16 protein-coding genes and 2 pseudogenes are annotated in these 22,781 nt (G+C 45.3%); 8 read left to right on the top strand and 10 right to left on the bottom strand.

The genetic code is table 11. From position 1 onward, the window contains the following. The first annotated feature begins 7 nt into the window (after nucleotides 1–7). The 3 genes and pseudogenes from BACCOPRO_RS18610 to BACCOPRO_RS18225 all read left to right on the top strand — a co-directional run. Entirely contained in the window at nucleotides 8–2,971 is a 2,964-nt protein-coding gene (locus tag BACCOPRO_RS18610) for a SpvB/TcaC N-terminal domain-containing protein (RefSeq protein ID WP_008145385.1), read from the top strand. Further along, a complete protein-coding gene (locus BACCOPRO_RS18135; protein WP_008145383.1) occupies nucleotides 2,907–9,044 on the top strand; it encodes an RHS repeat-associated core domain-containing protein in 6,138 nt (2,045 codons plus the stop codon). The genes BACCOPRO_RS18610 and BACCOPRO_RS18135 overlap by 65 nt, the downstream gene beginning before the upstream one ends. A gap of 721 nt (nucleotides 9,045–9,765) precedes the next feature. Beyond that, a pseudogene (locus tag BACCOPRO_RS18225) lies at nucleotides 9,766–10,724 on the top strand (hypothetical protein); the annotation flags it as partial. Between the two features lie 63 nt (nucleotides 10,725–10,787). On the opposite strand, the gene BACCOPRO_RS16460 reads toward BACCOPRO_RS18225, so the two are convergent. Beyond that, nucleotides 10,788–11,864, bottom strand: coding sequence for a DUF8202 domain-containing protein (locus BACCOPRO_RS16460; RefSeq protein WP_007900073.1), 1,077 nt, complete (start codon nucleotides 11,862–11,864; stop codon nucleotides 10,788–10,790). A 425-nt stretch (nucleotides 11,865–12,289) separates the two neighbouring features. Between BACCOPRO_RS16460 and BACCOPRO_RS16455 the strand changes: the two genes are divergently transcribed. Continuing rightward, entirely contained in the window at nucleotides 12,290–12,703 is a 414-nt protein-coding gene (locus BACCOPRO_RS16455; protein ID WP_007900069.1) for a hypothetical protein, read from the top strand. A 110-nt stretch (nucleotides 12,704–12,813) separates the two neighbouring features. Here BACCOPRO_RS16455 and BACCOPRO_RS16450 read toward each other — a convergent pair whose 3' ends face one another. The 6 genes from BACCOPRO_RS16450 to BACCOPRO_RS16425 all read right to left on the bottom strand — a co-directional run bounded on the left by BACCOPRO_RS16450 (nucleotide 12,814) and on the right by BACCOPRO_RS16425 (nucleotide 17,071). Continuing rightward, nucleotides 12,814–13,425, bottom strand: coding sequence for a C39 family peptidase (locus BACCOPRO_RS16450; protein ID WP_228115526.1), 612 nt, complete (start codon nucleotides 13,423–13,425; stop codon nucleotides 12,814–12,816). 175 nt (nucleotides 13,426–13,600) lie between these two features. Next, nucleotides 13,601–14,053, bottom strand: a complete 453-nt coding sequence (locus BACCOPRO_RS16445; RefSeq protein WP_007900060.1) for a copper resistance protein NlpE N-terminal domain-containing protein — start codon at nucleotides 14,051–14,053, stop codon at nucleotides 13,601–13,603. Nucleotides 14,054–14,250: 197 nt separating this feature from the next. Beyond that, on the bottom strand, nucleotides 14,251–15,003 hold the full coding sequence (locus tag BACCOPRO_RS16440) for a hypothetical protein (RefSeq protein WP_007900057.1): 753 nt from the start codon (nucleotides 15,001–15,003) through the stop codon (nucleotides 14,251–14,253). A gap of 40 nt (nucleotides 15,004–15,043) precedes the next feature. After that, the gene (locus tag BACCOPRO_RS16435) at nucleotides 15,044–15,994 is read right to left on the bottom strand and encodes a relaxase/mobilization nuclease domain-containing protein (RefSeq protein ID WP_008145377.1); all 951 of its coding nucleotides are present in this window, start codon (nucleotides 15,992–15,994) and stop codon (nucleotides 15,044–15,046) included. Further along, the gene (locus BACCOPRO_RS16430) at nucleotides 15,991–16,404 is read right to left on the bottom strand and encodes a plasmid mobilization protein (RefSeq protein WP_008145374.1); all 414 of its coding nucleotides are present in this window, start codon (nucleotides 16,402–16,404) and stop codon (nucleotides 15,991–15,993) included. Before BACCOPRO_RS16430 ends, BACCOPRO_RS16435 begins: the two co-directional genes overlap by 4 nt. A 184-nt stretch (nucleotides 16,405–16,588) precedes the next feature. Further along, nucleotides 16,589–17,071: a DUF3408 domain-containing protein gene (locus BACCOPRO_RS16425; RefSeq protein WP_008145372.1), complete on the bottom strand. Its 483-nt coding sequence runs from the start codon at nucleotides 17,069–17,071 to the stop codon at nucleotides 16,589–16,591. Nucleotides 17,072–17,468: 397 nt separating this feature from the next. Here BACCOPRO_RS16425 and BACCOPRO_RS16415 point away from each other — a divergent pair, with 397 nt between their 5' ends. Continuing rightward, a complete protein-coding gene (locus BACCOPRO_RS16415) occupies nucleotides 17,469–17,780 on the top strand; it encodes a helix-turn-helix domain-containing protein (protein ID WP_008145368.1) in 312 nt (103 codons plus the stop codon). Nucleotides 17,781–17,862: 82 nt separating this feature from the next. After that, nucleotides 17,863–18,171 (top strand): helix-turn-helix domain-containing protein, encoded by a 309-nt coding sequence (locus tag BACCOPRO_RS16410; RefSeq protein ID WP_008145366.1) that lies wholly within the window; start codon nucleotides 17,863–17,865, stop codon nucleotides 18,169–18,171. A 242-nt stretch (nucleotides 18,172–18,413) separates the two neighbouring features. Here BACCOPRO_RS16410 and BACCOPRO_RS16405 read toward each other — a convergent pair whose 3' ends face one another. Genes BACCOPRO_RS16405 through BACCOPRO_RS16395 form a run of 3 tightly spaced genes read right to left on the bottom strand, consistent with a single transcriptional unit; the run spans nucleotide 18,414 to nucleotide 21,257 of the window. Further along, the gene (locus BACCOPRO_RS16405) at nucleotides 18,414–18,776 is read right to left on the bottom strand and encodes a virulence RhuM family protein (protein ID WP_008145364.1); all 363 of its coding nucleotides are present in this window, start codon (nucleotides 18,774–18,776) and stop codon (nucleotides 18,414–18,416) included. Next, on the bottom strand, nucleotides 18,773–19,996 hold the full coding sequence (locus BACCOPRO_RS16400; protein ID WP_008145362.1) for a site-specific integrase: 1,224 nt from the start codon (nucleotides 19,994–19,996) through the stop codon (nucleotides 18,773–18,775). The genes BACCOPRO_RS16405 and BACCOPRO_RS16400 overlap by 4 nt, the downstream gene beginning before the upstream one ends. 31 nt (nucleotides 19,997–20,027) lie before the next feature. Further along, on the bottom strand, nucleotides 20,028–21,257 hold the full coding sequence (locus tag BACCOPRO_RS16395; RefSeq protein ID WP_008145360.1) for a site-specific integrase: 1,230 nt from the start codon (nucleotides 21,255–21,257) through the stop codon (nucleotides 20,028–20,030). A 290-nt stretch (nucleotides 21,258–21,547) separates the two neighbouring features. On the opposite strand from BACCOPRO_RS16395, the pseudogene BACCOPRO_RS17685 reads away from it, so the two are divergent. Together BACCOPRO_RS17685 and BACCOPRO_RS16390 are read left to right on the top strand one after the other, a co-directional pair. Continuing rightward, nucleotides 21,548–21,718: pseudogene (locus BACCOPRO_RS17685) on the top strand (tyrosine-type recombinase/integrase); the annotation flags it as partial. Nucleotides 21,719–21,851: 133 nt separating this feature from the next. Continuing rightward, entirely contained in the window at nucleotides 21,852–22,625 is a 774-nt protein-coding gene (locus BACCOPRO_RS16390) for a hypothetical protein (RefSeq protein WP_004310192.1), read from the top strand. Nucleotides 22,626–22,781 lie beyond the last annotated feature (156 nt).

The raw sequence follows: 22,781 nt of genomic DNA, 5'->3' as shown, positions 1-22,781 counted from the left end.
GATACGCATGAAGAATTATATACAGAAGGTGGCGTGGGCATTGGTTTTACTGCTTGCCGCCACACTGTCCCTTTCGGCAAAGGACGGGACAGCCGTGAGAAAGCTCTTCAAGAAGGGTGTCTCTGACAGTATCTCCGTAGGAGGTAGCAAACTGGTCGTTCTTCAGAAAGACCTCATTCGGAACAGAAGCCTTTCCGTGAACTCTATCGGAGAGGAGAATGTCCCTGAGCTTGACTTTGCCATGACCAATGTCACGGCAGGAGGACATGGCTACCGTTTTCTCCCTCACGGAACACACTTCACAGGCGAGGGCGCGACTGTCAAGATAAAGTATGACCGCACGAGGATACCAAGCGGCTATACCGAGGACGACATCCGTACCTATTACTACGACCCGGCCGAGAAGCATTGGGTTGCGTTGGAGCGTGTGCGTGTGGACAAGAAGGAAGAGTGTGTCGTTTCAAAGACGACCCACTTCACCGACATGATCAACGGTGTGATACAGGCACCGGAGTCTCCGCAGACCGAAGGCTTTGCCCCGACGATGATGAACGACATCAAGGCGGCAGACCCTACGGCGAAGCTCAATGTCATTGCGCCTCCAAGCGCAAACAACCGTGGCTCTGCCAACCTGCAGTATCCGTTCGAGATGCCGCCAGCACGAAACGGTATGCAGCCAAGCCTTGGTTTGCAGTACAGCAGCGAGGGCGGTAGCGGTTGGCTTGGCGAGGGTTGGAACGTCAGCGTGCCAAGCATTACGCTTGACACCCGGTGGGGCGTGCCTCGTTATGACCTGTCAAAAGAGACGGAGACTTATCTCTTGTCCGGTTCAATGCTCTCCACCATGGACGACAACGGACAGATGGGAGTCGCACACCGTGGCGAGAAGATGAACAGAAAGGCGGACCGCCAGTTCTACACCCGCCAAGGCGGTGATTTCAACCGTATCATCCGCAAGGGTGACAGTCCTGCCAACTATTATTGGGAGGTTACAGACAAGCAGGGTGTCAAGTACATCTATGGTGGTGACGGAGCTGTTGTAAAGGGCAATGTCACCGATGCTTCGGGCAATACCCGTGAGGTGATTGCCGAATGGAAGCTGAAACGTGTCGAGGAACTCCACGGTGACTATATAGAATATGTGTATGACATCGTGGATGAGGATGTGCGTGGCGGCTTGAAGGCCAAGGCTGCATATCTGAAGGAGGTTCACGCAGGTAATGCAGGACAGGAACCGCACACCGTTGTACTCTTTGATGGCAACAAGGTAAAGCAGGTAAAGACCAACAATGCCCGTTATGGATTCCTCGCCTCCTCCAACAGGCTGTTGGAGAAAGTGACCGTGAATTTCCAGGGCGAGACATTGCGCAGCTATGCCTTTGACTACAAGGAAGGTGCATTCCACAAGGAAATGCTCACAGGTGTCAGACAGTATGACAACACCGGAAAGGAAGTGGCTTTCCAGAACTTCGACTATTATGATGATGTGCAGGCAGACAAGGGTTATGTTCCTTTCAAGGACGATTCCGAGAAATGGAACACGCACGATGATGGACTTGACGCTGGTTTTGTCAATCCATTGAAGACTGTCAGCAAGCGCTTCAGCGACAAGCCAACTGCACTTGGCGGAACGACAAGTTCTTCTGTAAGCGGTTCGTTCTATGCAGGTGTGGGACCTTGGGACGGAAGCAAATGGAAAAGCAATACAATAGGAGGTTCTTACAGCTACTCCAGCGATACCAGCAAGGGACTTTCCGCATTCGTTGACTTGAACGGTGACGGACTTCCTGACAAGGTATACAAGTCTGGTGGTTCCGTATATTATCGTCCACAGGTCAAGACTGACAACGGAGAAGTAGTATATGGTGAGCCTGTCAAGGTAAAGGGTATCAGTAACTTCTCGACAACCAAAAGTTCTACGAACTCTTTCGGTGCGAAAGCCGTTGTCGGTTGGAATGTTCTGACTGCCGTTGTCGGAACGGACAAGTCAACCACTAAGACAAAGACCACTCAGTATTTCAGCGACATCAACGGTGACGGACTTGTTGACCTCGTTTCCAATGGCAAGGTATATTTCAACCATTTGGAGTTTGATCAGTCTGGCAATGCCGTGCCTACGTTTACATTGAGCAGTGCCGACACGCCAAGCCCAATTATCTATGGTGGCAAGGTTGACACTTCTGTCATGGAGGTCAGTAAGGATGAGCAGGCGGAAGCCATCAAGAACTCACCGATGGAGGATATTGTGCGTGTATGGCAGGCTCCTAAGGACGGAACTGTCAGCGTAACTGGTCAAGTAAGCCTCATTGCACCAACAGATGACTATGATGCTGACGAGTATCAGAAGGCAGACGGCGTAAGAATTGCCATCCAAAAGGGAGGCAATGAACTTTGGAACAAGACGATAGCCAAGGGTGACAACAGTCCATACAGCGCAGCCGTATCATCTGTTGCCGTCAAGCGTGGTGACAGAATCTATTTCCGTGTCCAGTCTGGCTCTGAGGAAACAAGCAACGGTTCTTTTGACAAGGTGAGCTGGTCGCCTACCATTACATACGCTGGCGAGTCAAATATCTTGCCTAACGGGCTTTCTTCAACAGAGTACAAGCCTGAGGATGGTGCCATCTATGATGTGAACACCTCTGCCAATGTGGAGAATGGTTCAAGCGTGGAAGTTCGCAGTGCCTTCCACAAGCCTGTAACAACCGACGATGTTGTTCTCTGCATCATCGGCAGCAATGAAAAGAAAGACAGTGACGGAAACGACAACCCGAACTATATCGAGAAGACTGTCTTTGCTCGTACATTGAAGGCTAATGAGGCTTTTGGTGGCGATTCTCTCAACATCAGTCTGGAGAATACAGAAAAGCTGACCAACTTCAGCTTTGAGATTTCATCTACCTCAAATGTTGATTGGAAAGAATATCGGTTGGCAAGCGTCTGTAACTTACAAGGATTCTGCCAATGTTGAGCAGACCATGGCAGTTCCTGCACATTACAAGATATTCGCCAATGCCTTGAAGGAGGGTAAGCCATATCTAACCACAGCGGCAGACACTGCTTTGGTAGTATCTCCTGTACTCGCACTTTCTGACAATGCCCTCAATGGTGAGGTGGTATTGACGGCAAAGACTGTTGATGCCCTTGTCGGCAAGAAGATATTCAAGATACAGAACGGTATTTTACAGAGCGATACCTTACGCCTTTCAAACTTTGGCGGAAAGAAGATTTGGTTTGAATACAGTTATCCTTCAACCATTTCTGACGGAGCGTTGACCTCTGCTTCTGTTTCTGTTCAGAAAGATGCTGCGGGACTTGTTGTTGAAAGTGTTCCTGCTGGATTCTATGCAGAAAGCGATAACAATGGCTTCGGTATGCTCTACCGAGGTTGGGGCGGCTTTGTCTATAATGCGGCAGAGGGCAGATACGCCAAGCCTATTGACGAGTCATTGCTGAAATTGCCAGAGAACGAGGACGACAAGGTTGATCCGCTCACGATGGCATTCACCCCATTGGGTACCGACCAGACCTCCATGGACAAGTGGGTCGGTCAGCGACAGGACATCTATCTTACTGCAACCGAGGCAAGTACAGCCCGACTGACCGAGCAGGATGTTCTTCTCTCCAATCCGTTGGAGAACGATACCGAGGTAGCAGGACTTGCAGGTGAGTATTTGCAAGGTACTGGTGCTGCGGCAGTAAGCCAAGTGATGTCCAGCAAGAGCACGGTAGTGCAAGGCGGTGCGCTTGGTATCACACACAACGATGCGAGCGGTAATGCCAAGACAGAGGTCACCATGATGGACATGAATGGTGACGGATTCCCTGACATCATCGCTGGTGGTACGATTCAATACACCAACTCTCTTGGTGGACTGAGCGGCGAAATCTATAAGGGCATCGGCTCCAGCAACTCCGACAATGCTTCACAGGCATGGGGATATGGCGGCAACCCTGTGGCTTCAGCGTCAAGCATCACAAATCTAATCTCCAAGGGCAAAGCAACCATACTGAACCAGCAGACTGCATGGCTGGCTCAATTCTCCATTTCTGGCAGTGCGCCAAAGAATACGGATGAGGCAGTTGAATCTTTCATTGACATCAATGGCGATGGACTTCCCGACAAGATTCTTTCAGACAAGAAAGTAAAACTGAATCTTGGCTATGCTTTCACTGAGCCTATAGATTGGGAACTTGACCGTGTTCAAGACGGTAAGAGTCTTTCTTATAATATTGGTGCAAGTGGTAATACTCCTGAGGCAGGTTGGGGTAAATTTCAAGATGAAAAGTATAAGGATATAAACAAGGCTTCTGGTAGTTTCTCAGCAGGTTTCGGTATCGTAACCTCTGAAAGTGAAGAGGAATACAACCTTATCGACATCAACTCTGACGGTCTTCCTGATAAGGTATGGAAGGATGGTGACGGTATAACTGTTGCCCTCAATACAGGCAATGGCTTTGACGAGCCTATCAGTTGGAAGGGTGCAAGTGCGCTTAGTGAATCTGCCTCTACATCAGAGTCTGCAAATGCAGCGTTCACTTTGACCATCAACATTCCTGTCATAAGCATCAAGATTTCAACCAACCCTGGTGCATCAACCTCGCACAGTATCAATCGTCCTACCTACTCTTTGCAGGATGTTGATGGTGACGGTTATCTTGACATCGTTGAGTCTGAGAAGGAAAGCGAGTTGAAGGTTACACGCTCTGCCATTGGCAGAACAAACATGTTGAAGTCTGTCACCAATTCCTTGGGCGGTACTTTCACGCTCGACTATGCGCATACCACTCCTACCTACGGACTTCCTGGTGGCAAGTGGGTAATGGCTGCCCTTACCGTTGATGATGGTATCCATGACGATGGACCTGTCATGACTACCGCCTTTGAGTATAAGGACGGCAAGCGTGACCGCCATGAACGTGAGTTCCTCGGTTTCGGTGAGGTCATCACCAAGAACCTTGACACGGAGAAAGGCAATTCTGTTTACAGACAGGCTGTTGAGAACTACGATGTTGCCAACTACTACACGCAGGGCAATGTTACCGCCACATCCGTAGAGGATGCCAACGGCAACAAGTACACCGAGACAAAGAACCGTTACGACAGCTACTATCTGACTGCCGACGGTGACAAGTACACGTTCGCAAAGCGTGACGTGAACCTTTGGAGCGACCGTGCCTCTGCATTCGTCCCTCTCCGCTATACGGCAAACTTGCAGTATGAGGGTGCTGCAAACGGTGTGGTTACATCCGAAGCATGGAATGAATACTACCTCAATGGCTATCATGGTGAGTTGAAGTCCTACAAGTACAGCGACAAGGGAAGCCTTGGCGAGGACGGAAACGGAAAGTTTGACTATGCAACCGCCATTAAATACACGGACAATGCAAGCAAGCACATCTTCGGACTTCCTGTTGATGTTACTGTTACAGGCGGTGACGGCTCACTCTATCACCATGTGACGGCGAAGTATAATACCAACTACGCCAACCACATCACGCAGATTACACAGCAGTTGAATGATGGCGAGGCTGTTACGGATTACAAGTACGACTCTTACGGCAACATCATCCAGAAGACTCTCCCTGCCAACGGCAAGGGACAGCGTATGTGGTACAAGTACCGCTATGAGCCTGAGATGAACATGTATGTTGAGCGCATTGACGATGCGTGGGGCTACCGCAGCGAGCAAGGCAATTTTGACTATCGCTATGGCATTGCCAAGGAGCATCGTGACCTCAACAACTTCTACTATGAGACTGATGTTGACGACCTCGGTCGCATTACTGGCGTGCGTGGTCCAAATGAGTTGGCTACGGGCGTGCCTTATGCCATCGCCTTTGAATATCAGCCTTTGGCTACCTTTGGTGAGAGTGGCATTACCGCACCTGCTTACGCAGTGACCAAGCACTACGACATCCAGCACCCTAACGATGACTTGGAGACCATTACGTTCGTTGACGGTTTCGGAAGAGCCGTGCAGGTGAAGAAGGACGGTGTTGTGACAAGTGCATCCAAGGGGAACTCTGCCAAGGACGAGAACGTGATGATAGTCAGCGGAAGAAACGTGTATGACGCTTTCGGACGTGTGGCAAAGGCATTCTATCCTACAACGGAAGGAACCGGATCGAAGTCCACATTCAGCAAGTCATTTGACAATGTATCTCCAACGGTTACTGTTTATGACGTGCTCGACCGTGCTGCCTCAGTGACATTGCCGGACAACTCTACGACAACTACGGCATATACTGTTGACAACGGCAGTCATGCACTTGTTACAACCGTAACAGACGCACTCCATAATGTGCAGGCTACCCATACCAATGGCAGTGGCAAGACCTTGAAGACCATCCAGAAGAGCGGTCCTGACGGTGAGATTACCACCTCGTTTGAGTATGACGGCATACAGCGCCTTGTTCGTGTCACCGACACGGAGGGCAACGTGACGACCTCCACTTACGACATGGGCGACCGCCGTACAGAGGTGAACCATCCAGCAAGCGGCATCACCAGTTTCACTTACGATGCACTCGGCAATGTGCTGACCAAGCAGACTGCCAATCTTGCAAAGGAAGGCAAGTTCATTACTTACGATTACGACTATCAGCGTCTGACGGGTATCAACTACCCAGATCATCCGGAGAACAACGTGAAGTATTACTACGGTGGTCGCAACGCTTCTCAGAACCGTATCGGCAGATTGATGCTCCGCGAGGATGGAACAGGTGCCATTGAATACTTCTATGGCAAGATGGGCGAGGTGACAAAGACCCGCCGCACGATGATTGTGCCTAATCAGGCGATAGCAACCTATGTGACGCAATGGACTTATGACAGCCACAACCGTCTGTTGGAGATGATTTATCCTGATGAGGAGAAAATCACCTATTCTTACAATCTCGGTGGTCAGCTTGAAAAGGTTCATGGCTACAAGTCATACGGCTACGACTATGTGAGCAAGATCGGCTATGACAAGTTTGAGCAGCGCACATATTTGAAGTATTGCAACGGTGCGGAGACTTTCTACACTTACGACCCACAGCGTCGCAGATTGCAGAACCTCACGGTGAATAGTGGTGGCAACACCATTATGGACAATGCCTATACATACGATGCGGTGAGCAATGTGCTCAGCGTGGTAAACGGTGCGTCAGTTCCACAGAGTGGAAAGGCTGGCGGACAGATGGCACATACCTATACATACGATGCCCTCTACCGTCTTGTCAGTGCAACAGGTACATATACTGGTGCTGACAACAAGACCGCAAGTTATACTCTTGCGATGGGTTACGACAATATGCACCGTATCACATCAAAGCGTCAGATTCTCACGCAGAACAATGTACAGTTCAACGGCACATTGAATGCAGGTTATGATTTGTCGTACAATTATGGAACTGACACAGGCAAGAAATTCCAGCTTGCCAATGTGAAGGATGTGAATTATCGCACGGAAGAGACACCTTCAGAAAGCGAGAATGTGAACAACAATCATGCCTATGAGTATGATGCCAACGGAAACCTCATTTATGTCAACACAAGCCGTACCAAGAAGGATGGCGTGGCTGACGAGAAGACCACGGAACGCAAACTCAAGTGGGATGAAGAGAACCGCCTCCTTGCTTCTGATGACAACGGCTTTGTTACCAACTATTGGTATGATGCTGACGGTGAGCGTACGGTGAAGACATCAGGTGAGAGTGACCAGGTTTATGTGAACTCTGAGTTTGCAGGAGGTCGCACGAACACCGCCAAGTTCTCACTCTATGTATCACCTTATCTCGTTGCTAACCAAGGCGGACGCTATACAAAGCATATCTATATAGGTAGTCAGCGTGTCGTTTCCAAGATTGGAGACTTCGACTCTTACGGCTCAGACCCACGCCGCATCCAGTATGCAGGTAGTGAGACAGATGGCTTGTCTGTTGATTATAAAGCTAAATATACCGGGCAGTTGCAGGCTATCAAGGATAATTATGCAACCTTTGCAGTGCCGTACAATGGCGAGGACAACAACGACTATGTGGACGGCAAGGGCTTCTGCTGCAATGACGGCAGCTTGGAGGCTGCGCAGGCACGTGTAATGGCAAGAGCAATGATGAACAATTTCCAAGAGGGCGATGCATACGAGAAGATGCAGTTCTACTACCACCCAGACCATTTGGGTAGCAGTAGTTACATCACCAACCTTGATGGCGAGGTGGTGCAGCATATTGAATATGTTCCTTTCGGTGAAGTGTTCGTTGAGGAGCGCAATAACATTTGGAATACGCCTTATCTTTTCAATGCGAAGGAATTCGATGAGGAGACAGGATTGTACTACTTTGGAGCGAGGTATTATGACCCGAGGTTGAGTTTGTGGATTTCTACGGATGCATTAAAGGAAAAAACTCCAAATGTATCACCGTATATTTATACAGATAACAATCCCATCATATATATAGATCCTGATGGAAATTTCAGATGGAAAGCTTTAGCTGAAGCCTCGCGTAAATGGTACAATCTATGGCACAAGAACAAAGCTTCTGAAGTAATTGAGAACAGAGATACAAAGAATCCCAGTCTTAGATATTCTTATCAGGTATGTTCTTATGAAAATGGTGAATTTGTTGTAACTCTTCATTACAAAGTCGGTAAAGAATTTGTCAATGCAGCCCAGAATGTCGGAGATGCTGCTGCTATAGCTGGCTATGCATTAACACTGTCTGTTGCTGGTGCTGAAGTTGGTGTACCTTTGGCTGGTATTGGAAACACAATTTCTGGTGCTGCAGGTATTACAGGAATGCTCATTGATGCAGTAAATGGTGATTGGGCTGATGTGCTTAAGAGTGGTGTTTTTGTACTTATTGACAAAGCAACAGGAAAATTATTTCATAAATATTTGCCTAGTCATGACAAAAAAATCGGTGAAGAAGGTTTTGACTTAGGAACTGAAATATTAGATCAAAATCGCCAACTTAAAATCTCTGGAGCAGAAAAAATCACCGATAAGGTAATAGAAGAAAAGGACTCTAAAAATAATAATACAAAAGATAATAAATAATGGATACGATACCTCTATGGTGCATAATATTTATTAATTGCATAACGCTCTTGAGTAGTGTATGGATACTTATATATTTATACAGAAATAGGAGTAAAAAAAGTTTTTCCACATATATATATGGAATAGCTTCATTGATAGGACTGTTCTTAGGTGTGATAAGTTTTTTTTATTACATCTGTCATGCATTTTGTGCAATATTATTTGGTATAGAAATATTTATTGATACATATATGGAACAGAAAAAGAGTCCTGTTAATAGGACTTATTTCAAAATAACAATTCCTCATCCTTCAGTTCTTAAGGGCTACTATGGCGGTATTGGTTTTATATTCTATGGGATAATGGTGATATTATATTACATGATATAATGCATGTTTTAAAGTAAACAGTTGAGCAGAAGGGGATACAGAAATTACAGATATCTTCCTTCTGCTCCATAAATAAAAGACTCGTTTATCACATAAATACGATTCAAAAATCTGATGTTTTTTAGCATAATGCTATAAAAAGAAATCGTTTGAGTTGTTATAAGATAGCAAACCTGATTATGAAATATTGAAAGTCTTACGGCTATGACTACGTGAACCGTATCGGCTATGACAAATTCGAGCAGCGCACCAACCTGAAGTACTGCAACGGTGCGGAGACTTTCTACACCTACGACCCACAGCGTCGCAGATTGCAGAATCTCACCGTGAACAGTGGTGGCAATACCACCATGGACAATGCCTACACTTACGATGCGGTGAGCAATGTGCTCAGCGTGGTAAATGGTGCGTCAGTTCCACAGAGTGGAAAGGCTGGCAGACAGATGGCTCATGCCTATACATACGATGCACTCTATCGTCTTGTCAGCGCAACTGGCACTTATACAGGTGCGGACAACAAGACCGCAAGCTACACTCTTGCAATGGGCTATGACAATATGCACCGCATCACCTCTAAGCGTCAAATCCTCACGCAAAACAACGTGCAGTTTGACGGCACTTTGAATGCAGGCTATGACCTTACTTATACATACGGCACAGACACTGGAAAGAAGTTCCAACTCGCCAACGTTAAGGATGTGAACTATCGTACAGAGGAGACTCCATCTGAGAGCGAGAATGTGAACAACAGCCATGCTTACGAGTATGATGCCAACGGCAACCTTGTTTATGTCAACACAAGCCGCACAAAAAGGACGGAATTGCTGACGAGAAAGCCGCAGAGCGCAAGCTGAAATGGGATGAGGAGAACAGACTCCTTGCTTCTGATGATAACGGTTTCGTAACCAATTATTGGTATGACGCAGACGGAGAGCGCACGGTGAAGACATCGGGCGAGAGTAACCAAGTCTATGTAAACTCCGAGTTTGCTGGTGGTCGCACAAATACAGCCAAGTTCTCTCTTTACGTTAGTCCATATTTGGTTGCCAACCAAGGCGGACGCTATACCAAGCACATCTATATTGGTAGCCAGCGTGTAGTCAGCAAGATTGGAAACTTTGACTCTTACGGTTCAGACCCACGCCGCATCCAGTATGCAGGTAGCGAGACTGATGGACTTTCTGTTGACTATAAGGTTAAATATGCTGAGCAGTTGCAGGTTATCAAGGATAATCATGCAACCTTTGCAGTGCCGTACAATGGCGAGGACAACAACGACTATGTGGACGGCAAGGGCTTCTACGGCAATGCCGTCATAATAGGCGAACGTGAAGACATCGCTTCCGCTGCCGTCTGCATCCCAGAATATGTTTCAGAAAACGGTCTTTCCTCTGGCAATGTCCGGTTTGGAGCATCTGACATTGCTATTACAGCCTGTGTCAAATTCACCTTCTCCGCTTGGGTCAATAAGCATGATGGTACGCTTGCGGCTGTAATCGGCAAACTCCTTGCTTGGCATGAGGTCGTAACTGAGTTCTGCAAAGCTACCAATATCGCCGATGCCTCCTGTACGCAATCCATATAAATCCAACGACACATCCGAAGTTTCGGTTCTGAAGATGCCCATGCTTGCATCCGTTGAATTTGATTCGGGAATGGTGATGCTTCTTGTGGCACTTCCGATGCCGTCAATGCGCAGATATATTACTTTACCTTCTTTGCGTATGGAGATGTCTGTTCCGTCAACATCTGTTGCTGTGGTTGCTTTTGAAACAACTCCGTCAGTGATGGCATACACATTGCCATCGTTGCCAAACCTAAATTCGTATTTACAGGTGTTTCCGCCATTGCCAGCAAAGCCCATGTCCAAGGTCGGATGGCTTGTCGGACAAGTAAACTCAAACGCTCCGCCACCTTCTGCAAAGGCTGGAGTTACGGCGTATGCACCAGATGCAGCCGCTTCTTGTGTTAGGTTGTCGATAAAGCCGTTCTTGAACACTTCAAGTCCTTCTCCTATCCATCGTGTCATTGTGCTGTCTGGTGAGGAAGGCACATTAGTCTTAATCATCCACTTGCGCTTCAAAACATGCCACAGAGAATCGGTAGGAGATGTGTATGTCGCAAGCGATGCGTTATCGTCACCCCAGAATGTATATCCCTCGTCCGGAATTGCGCTTCCTGCCTCACGTCCCATCACAAGCAGACGGGAAGCGGATGAAGGGTTGTAAGGATTGGAGTCATAATAGGTTCCATTGTCCTTCAATGCCGAATACATGTGACTTTCCTCATACGAGGTTGTCGAGAGAGGTTGAATGAGACTGCCCGCTGCAACTGTGCCGAAAGCGATAACACGGTGGTGGTAGGCTTCATTCTCCGCAATGTCCCATAGCAGGTTACCCTCACTATCAAGGTACGAGCCTTTCAAGGTGATTCCATACTTGACTGCCATCAACTCCGCCTGGCGTTTGGGCTGAGGTGCCAAGAGAGACACCCAACAACAATAACAAGGTGAGTTTTCTCATTTTGTAGTCAATTTGTAGATTTTAAGCTAAACACAATGCGAATAGACTCTGCCACAAGGGAGAGAATGACGAGAGGAAAAGGTCTGTCAAGAAAAGAGAAACAATAGTCGTTTTTTCATGAAGTCCCATAACTAATGTGGAAAGTCAATAGACAATACCACCCAAAAAACGACACAAAAATACAAAATTGACACGAAATTTATGTAAAATATTTATAAAATCTCATAAATATACTAAATATTATATCTTTTTTTCTACATAAAAAGCTATTTTACAGAAAACTTTTCTTATTTTATAAATATTTTATGTATTTTTGTAAAATTGAATTAGTATCTTATTGTAAAATTGTGGTATGAAAAAAATATTGATTATTATAGCGGTATTATTATTTTTACAAGCCAGTGCTCAAGGGTATCGCAGTTGTGAAGATAAGCAGTTGCTTGTATCAAAATTAAGCCATATCTGTAAATATCCTATAAAGCTTCAAGCCAGTAACCAAGAGGCAATTGTTGCTATTGAATATAAAACAGATAACAAGGGAAATGTTGTCAAAAGAAAAGTTGTGGATTGCAACAATAAAAAATTCAAGAGTGCAACATTGGAGGCTTTTGATAAAGTAAAGAATATCCGAATTAATAAACTTCAACAAACAGACACCATTTATTTTCAGTATAAAATACAAGGTTCACTGACCCCGATCCATCCTCTTACAGATGTTGAAATTATTGGTTATGGAAGTTATGACATACCTATATTGATGAAATAGTTTAAGTATTTTTATAAATAATCAAAGAGTCCTGGATATTTTTATAACATCCATGACTCTTTGGTTTAAAATATATAGAGTTTCAACTGCATCTTTCTAAGCTATACATCTTACTTTTTTGTAATAATTCTAGGATCATATATTTCAGTAAAAGCCGCCTTGTTATTTTCGCCACCAAGAACAGGATCATAATATATGAATTTCCCCGCATCTGCATCAACTCCCAATAAAACAACGGCATGACTTCTATCACTCCCCAATCTACAGCAAGCTATTTTACCATTGGCTATTTCGTTTATCAGGTAAGCTTGGCTATAAGGATATGTAGCCGTAAACCAATTGTTTAATGCAGCATCCCAATCAGACGTATTTAAGGCTATTCCTGTGATGTTGCCATTTCTGTCTCTTTGAACCTTGTCTCCGAAATATCTCACAATTTCATTCTTTGAGATGTTCTCGTTAAAATGATTTCCACAATATTGTATCGCACCGATAACACATTCTCCATTTAATACTTCTCGAGTTGCTCGTGTTGTATTGAAAAGAGACTGAATAGGCTTGTCTTTATACATTTCATAAAGACATTGCAACTTTTGTTCTGTCTGTTGCTCCATTGAAGTTTTGCTATACATCACTTCTTCTGGCGAATCATTTTGGCAACTCACAACAGAAAATAGTAAGCATGCAAAAACTGTGATTTTTAATAATCTTTTAAGTTTCATATACACCATATTATATTAATTACTAAATCTGCTCGCAAAAATATAGCAAATCCTTGATAAAAATATATTTTATGTAAGATTTTTCTGAGGAAAAGCTAATTTTTAACGCAATAATACGATATAAGTTATGTATATGTAACTATATTCTGATATTAATTCAAAAATGAAGTCCATTTTATTTTTTCAAGATATATAATTTAGAGTCTCTTGCTTTTGGCTCATTCCCAAACGAATCTATCAGAATAATACCGCTGTCATTCTTCACCTTATAAAATATGTTGTCACCACTTGCCGGATGTTCAAGCATCAAAATACTGCCGTCAATTACTTTGAAGATGCCATTCAACACTTCACAACTATCCGATTCGTTTGCAGATTTCCGCTTCAAACGATAGGTGCCATCTGCATTTAGCGTGAGTATTGTTTCAACATTAGGAGGCAATACACCGCAATATGTTCCTGCAATGGAATCCAAGTCAACACTGTTTTCTAAGACTGCCGTATATTCTTCGACTTTTACAGGATCAATATCGGCATCATTTTGTTTCGTTTCACATAAGATATAAGATGCAACAAGTGAGATAACCAAAACTGCTATAATTATCAATTTCCTCTTTATAGCTACCATAAAAGAAAAAGTGTCCGCAATGTCAAGCAAGTGGCATCACGGACACGAATGAACAGTTGAGAGTTAATGAAAAGTCAGTATTCTGCTATGTTGCTGATGCATGGACAAGCCCTTGCGCTATCGAAAACGATGCGAATGCCGTTGGTCTTAAACTTGTCGAAACGAAGGATGCGCTTGTACCCGATGGTCGTTGTCTATTATTTCTGATTAATTTTCTTTGTAATTTCATTCGCCTCTTTAAATAGGTTATTGGCAATGCTATCTTTAATTGCTGCCATCTGTATCATTTCGTTATGGTAGCGAATTGAGTCCTCGTAAATATTTACACGAGTTCTCACATTCTCAATAACTTCTTTATTTGGGCATACGGAAAAGTTCTTTTCGATGTATCGAACATTGGGGTCGTCAGATGGAAGAACCATCTTCAATGCCCGATATTTCAAGTCAGCCACCTCCCAAGCTTGATGCTCTCGCCATTGGGTTAGATTGCCCCAAATGGAGATAACAAGGGATAGAGCCAAGGCTGCAATGAAAAGAAGAACATACTTTGAAGTTGGTTCTAAGCGGTGGGTGACAACCTTCTTTTGAGGTGTGTAACCTATTGCGTGAAGTTTGTCCTGCACAACTTTTGATGTGGCATTCAGTTCTTGTTTCACCATATTAATGGTATCAAACAAGAGTTTACTTCGCTGTTCCTCTTTGCTTACTTCTTTCTTGGTAAGGTCGATATAGACGCATATCGCCTCTCTTAATTTTGCTAAATTGCCAATAGTTTCCTCTTCTCTTGCGAATACAGAAAGGATGGCTTTTTCAAGTTTGCTTGTGTCAACACTTGCAGGGCTGAGAACTGTTTCCGCTCCTGCGTTCTTTGTGGAGTCAGAAAGTTCATCGACTTTCTGCTCCAATCTCTCAACTGTGCCGTAGATGGCTTCCAATAGTTCTTCTTTCATTGTATATTACTTTTGTTGTTTGAATGGTTTGTAACTTGCATCAAAAGCTAAAGCCCTTTCTGCGTTTCTTCTTTTTCTTCTTGGATGATTCGTCCTCTGGGAAAGACTCAAAGGTCTGAGCGTTGGCAGAAGCAAAAAGTCCAATGGAAGAAATGCCGTCCCAAGGGTCTTGGCTGCTATCCGACATGGATGGCTCATGGTTGCTCTTATGATAGCCTTGCTCGTATTGCAGAGTAGAGTTGGATTTTGGTGATACATGGTTCTCCATTCCCTCAAACCTTGCATTCAGCTTGCCAAAGCTATAGCCTCGGCTAATCTGCGTACCCTTGAAGCTATATCCGTCTTTACAGAATCGGATACCTTGCACCTTGGTTTGCTCCTTGTCCTTATAGACAAACTCCAAGAGAACACCTCGCTTTGCAAGTTCATTCTTGAACTTCTGCCAACTATCAGCGCCTTTCAAGGCATCCTTGACGGCATTGTGAATCTCGTATTTGGCACGCTCAGCATTGCGTAACTTGCGAGTATTAGTATTGCTCTTGTCCGTTCCGTAGGTCAGTCCATACTTGGATTTTAGAGCCTTGGTCACCTGCTCATTACGCCTGTAATCATTCCTGTCTGATAAGAGTTTGCTCTCATTGTTGATGCGGTTATACACGATATGACAATGTGGATTGTCCGTATTGTGATGCCTTACGATGATGAATTGGGTATCTATTATCCCCATCATCTGCATGTATTCAATGGCTATTTTAGTCATGAAATCATCCGTCAAACGTGGCTTATCCTCGGGCTTGAAGCTCAAAGCTATGTGCCCCACAGGCTTCTTAATCCTAGGATTTAGCTGTCTTTGCAGCTCAAAACTTTGTACTATCTCGGCATTCGTGCCGAGTAACACTCCATCGGATGCAAGGATTTTCGCCTCGTCCTTGCCTGTCACATAGCGGATGCAGCCAGCAAAAGAGCTGCCCTTCTTTAGCTTGCCTATCATGTGGTATCCTCCTTTCTGCCCATACTGCTTGGCTTCGGTTTATAACTTGCTTGGCGATACTCGCCAAGGATTGCTTTCAATCTTCTCAACAAGTCCACCACATACGCATGGGTTTCGTGGAAACCTCTCTGATGCGACAGCTTGGTAAGTTGGTTGAGGTTGTTCGCCATGCCAATGAGGTGCTTGGCGATGGCTACCGTCTCTGCGCTGTGTCCGCTAACCACCTCGCCGTTCAAGGCGGACTCACGGATGTACTCCGCCAACTTGCGGTTGGCTTTTCTCGCCCTCAGCCTCAATGCCTCGTAGCTTGGCTTCGAGAACTTCACCGTGACAGACTTCGACAGCTTGCGAACCCTGCCTGTGGGCGGTCTTCCGCCCTTTCTCCTGTTCTGTTCCTGTATGCTTGTCATTCGATATACTGTTTACAGTTGGTACACTCACTTTCTGCGACCGTCGGGAGCAAAATTCCTCCGCCCTCATGGTGGAGCGAGGCGTTTTGGGGTTCCCAAAACATAACCTCGCTCCCTCTCAGAACACGTTAGTTGGAACTACAGCCTTTCAGCTATCCACGTCCAAGGTCTCAGACCTTAATTCTCACAATTTGCACCAAGCCTCGAAGTCCTCTTCATAAAGGCTTAGGTGGTGGCGCACGATGTTCTCGATGATGCCCGATACGCTCATGCGCCTCCCTCCAAGGATGCGGACGACACGGTCAAGACGGTCTCGTACATCGGAACTGACGAAGACTGGCTTGCGGTCGTCAATCCTTGGAACCTGGAGGAAGGTCTGCTGATACTCCTCCAATGTCGCCTTGCGCTGCTTGCCGCTGATGCGCTTCTGCGGATTCGGTGGCGATTGAACCTCGTTCGTTGATGTTTCCTCTCTATAGGGAGTTGTTGCAGCAACTTTCTCTACAATTGCTCTCAACTCTGGGTTCTCTACATCATCATAGAGAGAATTACAACTACTTGGATTGGCTTTGTTGCCATACGTAGATGGTTTAACAAAATCCAAATACTCTTTTTCCATCAGCTCCTTTTGCCCAGGAGTCAAGACTGCATCTTTTGTTTTTGCCATAACTTACATTGTTTTATTTGTTAGTATAGTGGTCACGGTTTGCACCATTGACCGATTGTCGGGTGCAAAGTAAGTGTACTGAGTGCAGCCATGCAACTGATTGGGTGTAACGTAGCAATTTAGTTGTGGCTTGCTTATTTGCATACCGAGATAGTTGTGAGAACTTCAACGTATTTCTCAACTCATCATTGTTCATGTATTCGTTGCAGTCGTGCAAGTTTTTCTTGTTGTTTTTGGCGTTGAAGTCGGCAAACCCCGGCAACATACTGCCACAGAAATTGAAAGCGCTTGTTTTTAGATTGCCGTGCCTTATCTTTGCACTCACAAACGTGGAGCACAGCATATGCGTGGAGCTTTGCGACATATAACATAGTATTAACTTAGAAAAAAGAAAAGTATGGGATTCATCGTATTCGAGGAAGAGGCATTCAACTATCTTGATGCCCAGTTGGAGAACTTCGTGAAGCGCATGGACAGAATCCGTGAGCGCAGTGAGGACAAGACCATGAACAAGTGGCTCGACACGCAGGACGTGTGTCAGACGCTCAACATCTGCCCACGGACAGTGCAGACGCTTCGGGACAACGGAACTTTGGCTTATACGCAAATCAGCCACAGGACCTACTACAAGCCGGAGGACGTGATGGCTATCGTAGCAGTAGTGGAGGACAGGAAAAAGGACATGCGCTTTCGCAAGCGCACAGATTAGGCTGTCAATATACAACAGCCACTTTATCCAATGCAGCAAGTAAATTGAGTAACGTAAGTATCAACAATAAAACGAGACAACTATGAGCAATGAAGTAATGACAAGAAACAGCGAGTGGATGAACCACATCGTGAACCACCTCAACCGAATGGTTGACAATTTTGAACGTGCCGTGATGAACTACCGCCCCATGCTTGGCGGTGAGCGCTTCATGACGGACAAGGAGCTTTGCGCCAGGCTGCAACTGAGCCGAAGAACCCTGCAGGACTACCGAAACAACGGTGTCATCCCGTATATCCAGCTTGGCGGAAAGATACTCTACCGCGAGTCCGACATTCAGAAGATTCTGATGGCTAACTATCGTGAGGCGTACAGAATGAAGGGCTTGTAGGAGAAATACATGTTCTTGATGAGTGGGGTGAAATGAACAAGGCGACAATGTATAACTTACCGAGCGTGGCTGTTATAGGTTGTCGCCTCGTTTTATTGGCTATACCGAGTTGGTCGTGTTTGCCGAGTGTTTCTCCGTATGGTCTGTATAAAATCTAATACCATGCTAAAACACACTGCGGAGGTTCGCCCAAGTGGCTGGAGGCGCAAAGCCTCCAAGGAACGTTGCTTTATATGGCTGTTCTATGCCATTGCGTTCTCTGTAAAGATACAGACCAGTTTAGTGCGGCTTGTCTGCCTGCCGATGACGGACTGCATGATGAACTCCCGAAAGGCTCTGCTCTCAATGCTGTCAATACGGAAGGCTACCGCAATGACGAGTTCAAGACTATACACATCATAGCTGATGCGGTCGTTCTTCCTGACATGACGGCGTACACCCTGCTCTTTCAGGATGCCGTCCTTGAATATAGCCTTGACAGCCTTGCGCACATAGCAGCCGAATACATTATACATGTCGGCAATCTCCTGCATGGTCATCCATACAGTATCAGTCGGCATGGATACCGTTCCGCTCTCGCTGACAGTTATAATCCCTCTGTTCATTTCTTGTCCTCCTTATTCTTATTTTGGTCAGTTTCTTTTGTTTCTCTGCGATGCATCAGCTTGTCCATGTCCTTGGATATCTTGTCATCGGTGATAACGGCATAGACCTGTGTGCTTGACAATGATGAATGCCCCATCATCTTGGCGATGCTTTCCATTGATATGCCCGAAGTAACCATGTTTACTCCGAATGTATGTCTTGCAACGTGTGCGGTAAGGTTCTCAGTTATACCCAAAGCCACACCGAGTGAATGAAATTCAAACCACATGGAATCACGTGAAGAAAGAGGGAAAACAGGTTTGCTATCATCCGCTGTATTGTATAGCGACATTATTTGTTCAGCTATCGGGTGCAAGGGAATGAACGCTTCGTTGTTGGTCTTTGCTCTTTTCTCACGGATGTATTTTCTACCGTCTGCCGTCATTCCGATATGGTGTGGATACAGGTTACGTAAATCGACATAAGCCAAACCTGTAAGGCTGGAGAAAACAAACATTCTGCGTGCCAACTCCAAAGCCTTATCCTCCATAGGAGTCTCCATAATGAGCAGCAAGTCATTTCTGGATATATGTCTACGCTTTGGTGAGCCTTTCTTTTCATATCCGACATCTTCCAATGGATTGAATTTCAGCAGACCTCTGTCAACAGCGATATAAACCAAGCGTTGCAGCCAACAAAGATTATGGTTCGTATTGGATGCACTATACCCTTTGCCAATCAAGAACAACTTATAAGATTTGCCAAATTCCTCAGTCAAATCTTCAAATGCAATGTCATTCATTCCTCGTAACCCGATGAACTCTCGCAAGTTTAGCTGCGATGTCTTAGATTGGCGATAAGAAGATGTTGAGTTAATACGGATAGAGCGCAGCCTAAGGCGTTCACGCTCCTCCTCGCCAGTGGCAAGCAATGTCATCGGGATAGTATTTGCATCAACAATAACATTCTTCAGAATCTCGGCGGTAACGATGCCCTTTTCCTTTGTTGCCTGCTCGTAGGCTTCGTCAATTCTTAGTCTGAACGCTTGCAGTTGTCCGTTCACTCTTGCATTCTTGGCTTCACCTTTTTTCGTGTCCCATTCTTCGGGAGCACAGTAAAGACCTGTTGCTATGGCTGACACTTTGCCGTCAATCGTGATACGGCAAAATATAGATGTTGTTCCGTCTGCCTTTACTCTGCCACGGTTGATATAATAAAACTGCTTGTATGTACTTCTCATTGTTATGTTCCTTTCTAATTTTGTGATAATATTACAGGACAAACTTGAAGTCCTTGTTGGCTTCGATGAACTTGTCCATATCCTCAAATAGCTTTTTCGGGGTGACACGTGCATAGATTTGCGTGGTCTGAATGTTGTTGTGACCAAGCATTCTGCTGATAGTCTCTATCGGAACACCTTCTTCGAGCGTAACGAGCGATGCGAAACTGTGCCGTCCAACATGATAGACCAAATCCATACTTACGCCAGATAGTACTCGGAGACTTTTCATGTTACCTCTCAGCACTCGAAATTCCTGTGGTGGTAAAAGAGTAGGTCTTGTCGGGTCTTTGTATTTCTCCAACATGGCAAGCGCCTCTGGCAGTAACTTCACACGTGCAAGCATCTTGTTCTTCTTTCTGTGGTATTTCAGCCAAAGGCTGCCCTCCTCATCACGAAAGAGGTTTTCTTCCGTGATGGAAACCGTATCGGCATAAGCCGTGCCTGTATAGCAGGCGAAAAGAAAAAGGTCACGGGTCAAAGCCAACGATTTTCTTCGCTCTGGTATTTCGAGGTTACGAATTTTCAGAAAGTCCTCACGTGTCAATGCCTTTGGTGGATTCTCTTTCTTTTGAGGTAGCTTGAAGTGCATGAAATGATAACGCTCGGAGTGTCCTGCCTTGAAAGCTATTCGGCAGGTCTTCTTCAATATGGCGAGATAGTGGCGGACTGTATCAAGTGCAAGACCTCTCTCGTCCAAGCAAAAGTCCATATACTCACGGATAAACAGCTCGTCAAGCTCACCGAATGCCACATCGTCAGTTCCATAACGCTTCTTGACGAACAATCCCAATGTCAGGCGAGTGTAGTGGTAGTTTGGCAGCGTGCCTTTCTTGTAGTCGATGCCGATTCTTGACTCAATGTCCGCAATGATGGCATCAAGCTGTTTCAACAAGGTCATCTGAGTGTCTGCACTGCATTGAAACAGGTCCTTTATCGCCTTTGCGTCAAAATCCGTCTTGCGCTCCACAAGTGACTCGTAGGCTGAATTTATTGCCAGCAACAGCTTGTCAATCTTGGCGTTCACTTCCACAGCCTCCTTGCTCTTGCCGTCAAGTCTGCTCTCACGTGGATTCCATAACTTTGGCGTACATGACAACTTGCAACCGAACTGCGCCATTGTTCGGTTGAGGGTGATGCGTCCCATGATGGGAGCCTTACCGTTCTTGTCCAATCCGCTCTTTTTGAGGTAGAGCAGCACCTTGAATTTTTCAACTTTCATCTGCTTACTTTTTTAGTTTGCAAAAATAATCAATCAGTAAGCATTCTCTGTCATTGAAAGTTGTGCAGAACAGTGCAACAAACACTGGTGACAAACTATTTGTTTTTCACCTCGTTAGCAGTGTTGGTTTCGGTAACTGACCGCTAACGGTTTGGTAACTGAAATAACTCAATATCCTGCTCGGCTTTGCTTTGCAGCCAATTGGCAGAATTATGAAATATTGCTCATTCTCAACCACTTGCAGTTCATTTCTCTCATCTTCACTTTCCGTTGCTTTTGCTTAAATTGTGCACGTGGCCCGCCACACGTTCGCCACAATGATGCTGACATTGGGGGCCGATTTGTACACTGTATCTAAATTACTCGGTCATACATCTGTAAAGATGACCCAAGTGTATGCCAAAATCGTCAATAAGAAAAAAGACGATGCAGTAAATCTGACCAACGGTTTATTCGATTGACAATGCAATGAACATCAGATATGTAATCACTTATAAGGGTGTTGTTCCGACAGGATTCTCTTTCGGGAGCAACACTCTTATAATATATCATATAAATCCAATTTAAAATATTTCATCATGAAAAGACCTAACAATGGCTCTCTCTCTTTTTGGAGGGAAAAAACATCTGCACCATTTTGTTGCAGAACAGGATGTAGCGAAAGAATTATTCGCATTGCTCGTTGAAGCAAAAACAATGTATCTCCGTGATGTCGTGACGGGCAATAAGCAGTACTACCGTTACGTGGAGGATTTCGTAAACAGCCACCGGTATATCGACTGTGACCATGCGGTCTGCCGGAACTGCCATGAAATGAACATTCATATCGTCAAGGGGCTATTAAACGATTGCTCCCATCTTATCCGAGCATTTTTTACCGAAGCAGACTTCTCGTTCGAGAAGTGTATGGAACTGAAACGAACGTATGATACGTTTGTGCCACCATCACAGTCCGTCACGTGCTGCAAAGATGGACCGACAAGAATTTATCCTCTTTCTTTTGGATGCAATCTCACTCGTAAACAGATGATAGGTATTACAGCTTGTGCCAATGCTTATCATCTGTTTTGCGTTTCTACCCTACACGTTGAAGATATGGAAGCCCTGCTTTCCTGTAAAGAAGGATTCTGTATTCGTGTAAACAATATCCGCCATGTGGCCATCCTGTTTGATACACTCCTTGAGCACTCGTTTATCCAAGCCAAATGGCAGTCCGTTCTCAGTAGTGGGCGGTTCTTGCAAACCAAGGATGGAAAAGGATTCGTTTCAGCTTCAAGCCTTTCATCCGCTCTGTCTGCCTTGCGTAACAACATGACATCAACAGGTTACGGTATCAGACGAGCCATTGATGAACTGAGAGAGTGGTAAGAAGTGCCAATAAGCGAAGTATGTGAAAGGTAAAAGCGTGACAGTTGCCGTGATACGTGGTTACTATCACGGTACAAACTCACGCTGACCTTTTGGGTTGCCCTATCTTTGACCTCCGTTAGCGCGCTACATAACGGAGGATATACTTCATTGTCT

The sequence above is a fragment of the Phocaeicola coprophilus DSM 18228 = JCM 13818 genome (assembly GCF_000157915.1).
In the GTDB taxonomy this organism is placed as follows: Bacteria; Bacteroidota; Bacteroidia; order Bacteroidales; family Bacteroidaceae; genus Phocaeicola; species Phocaeicola coprophilus.
This window is presented reverse-complemented; position numbering and strand designations above follow the sequence as displayed.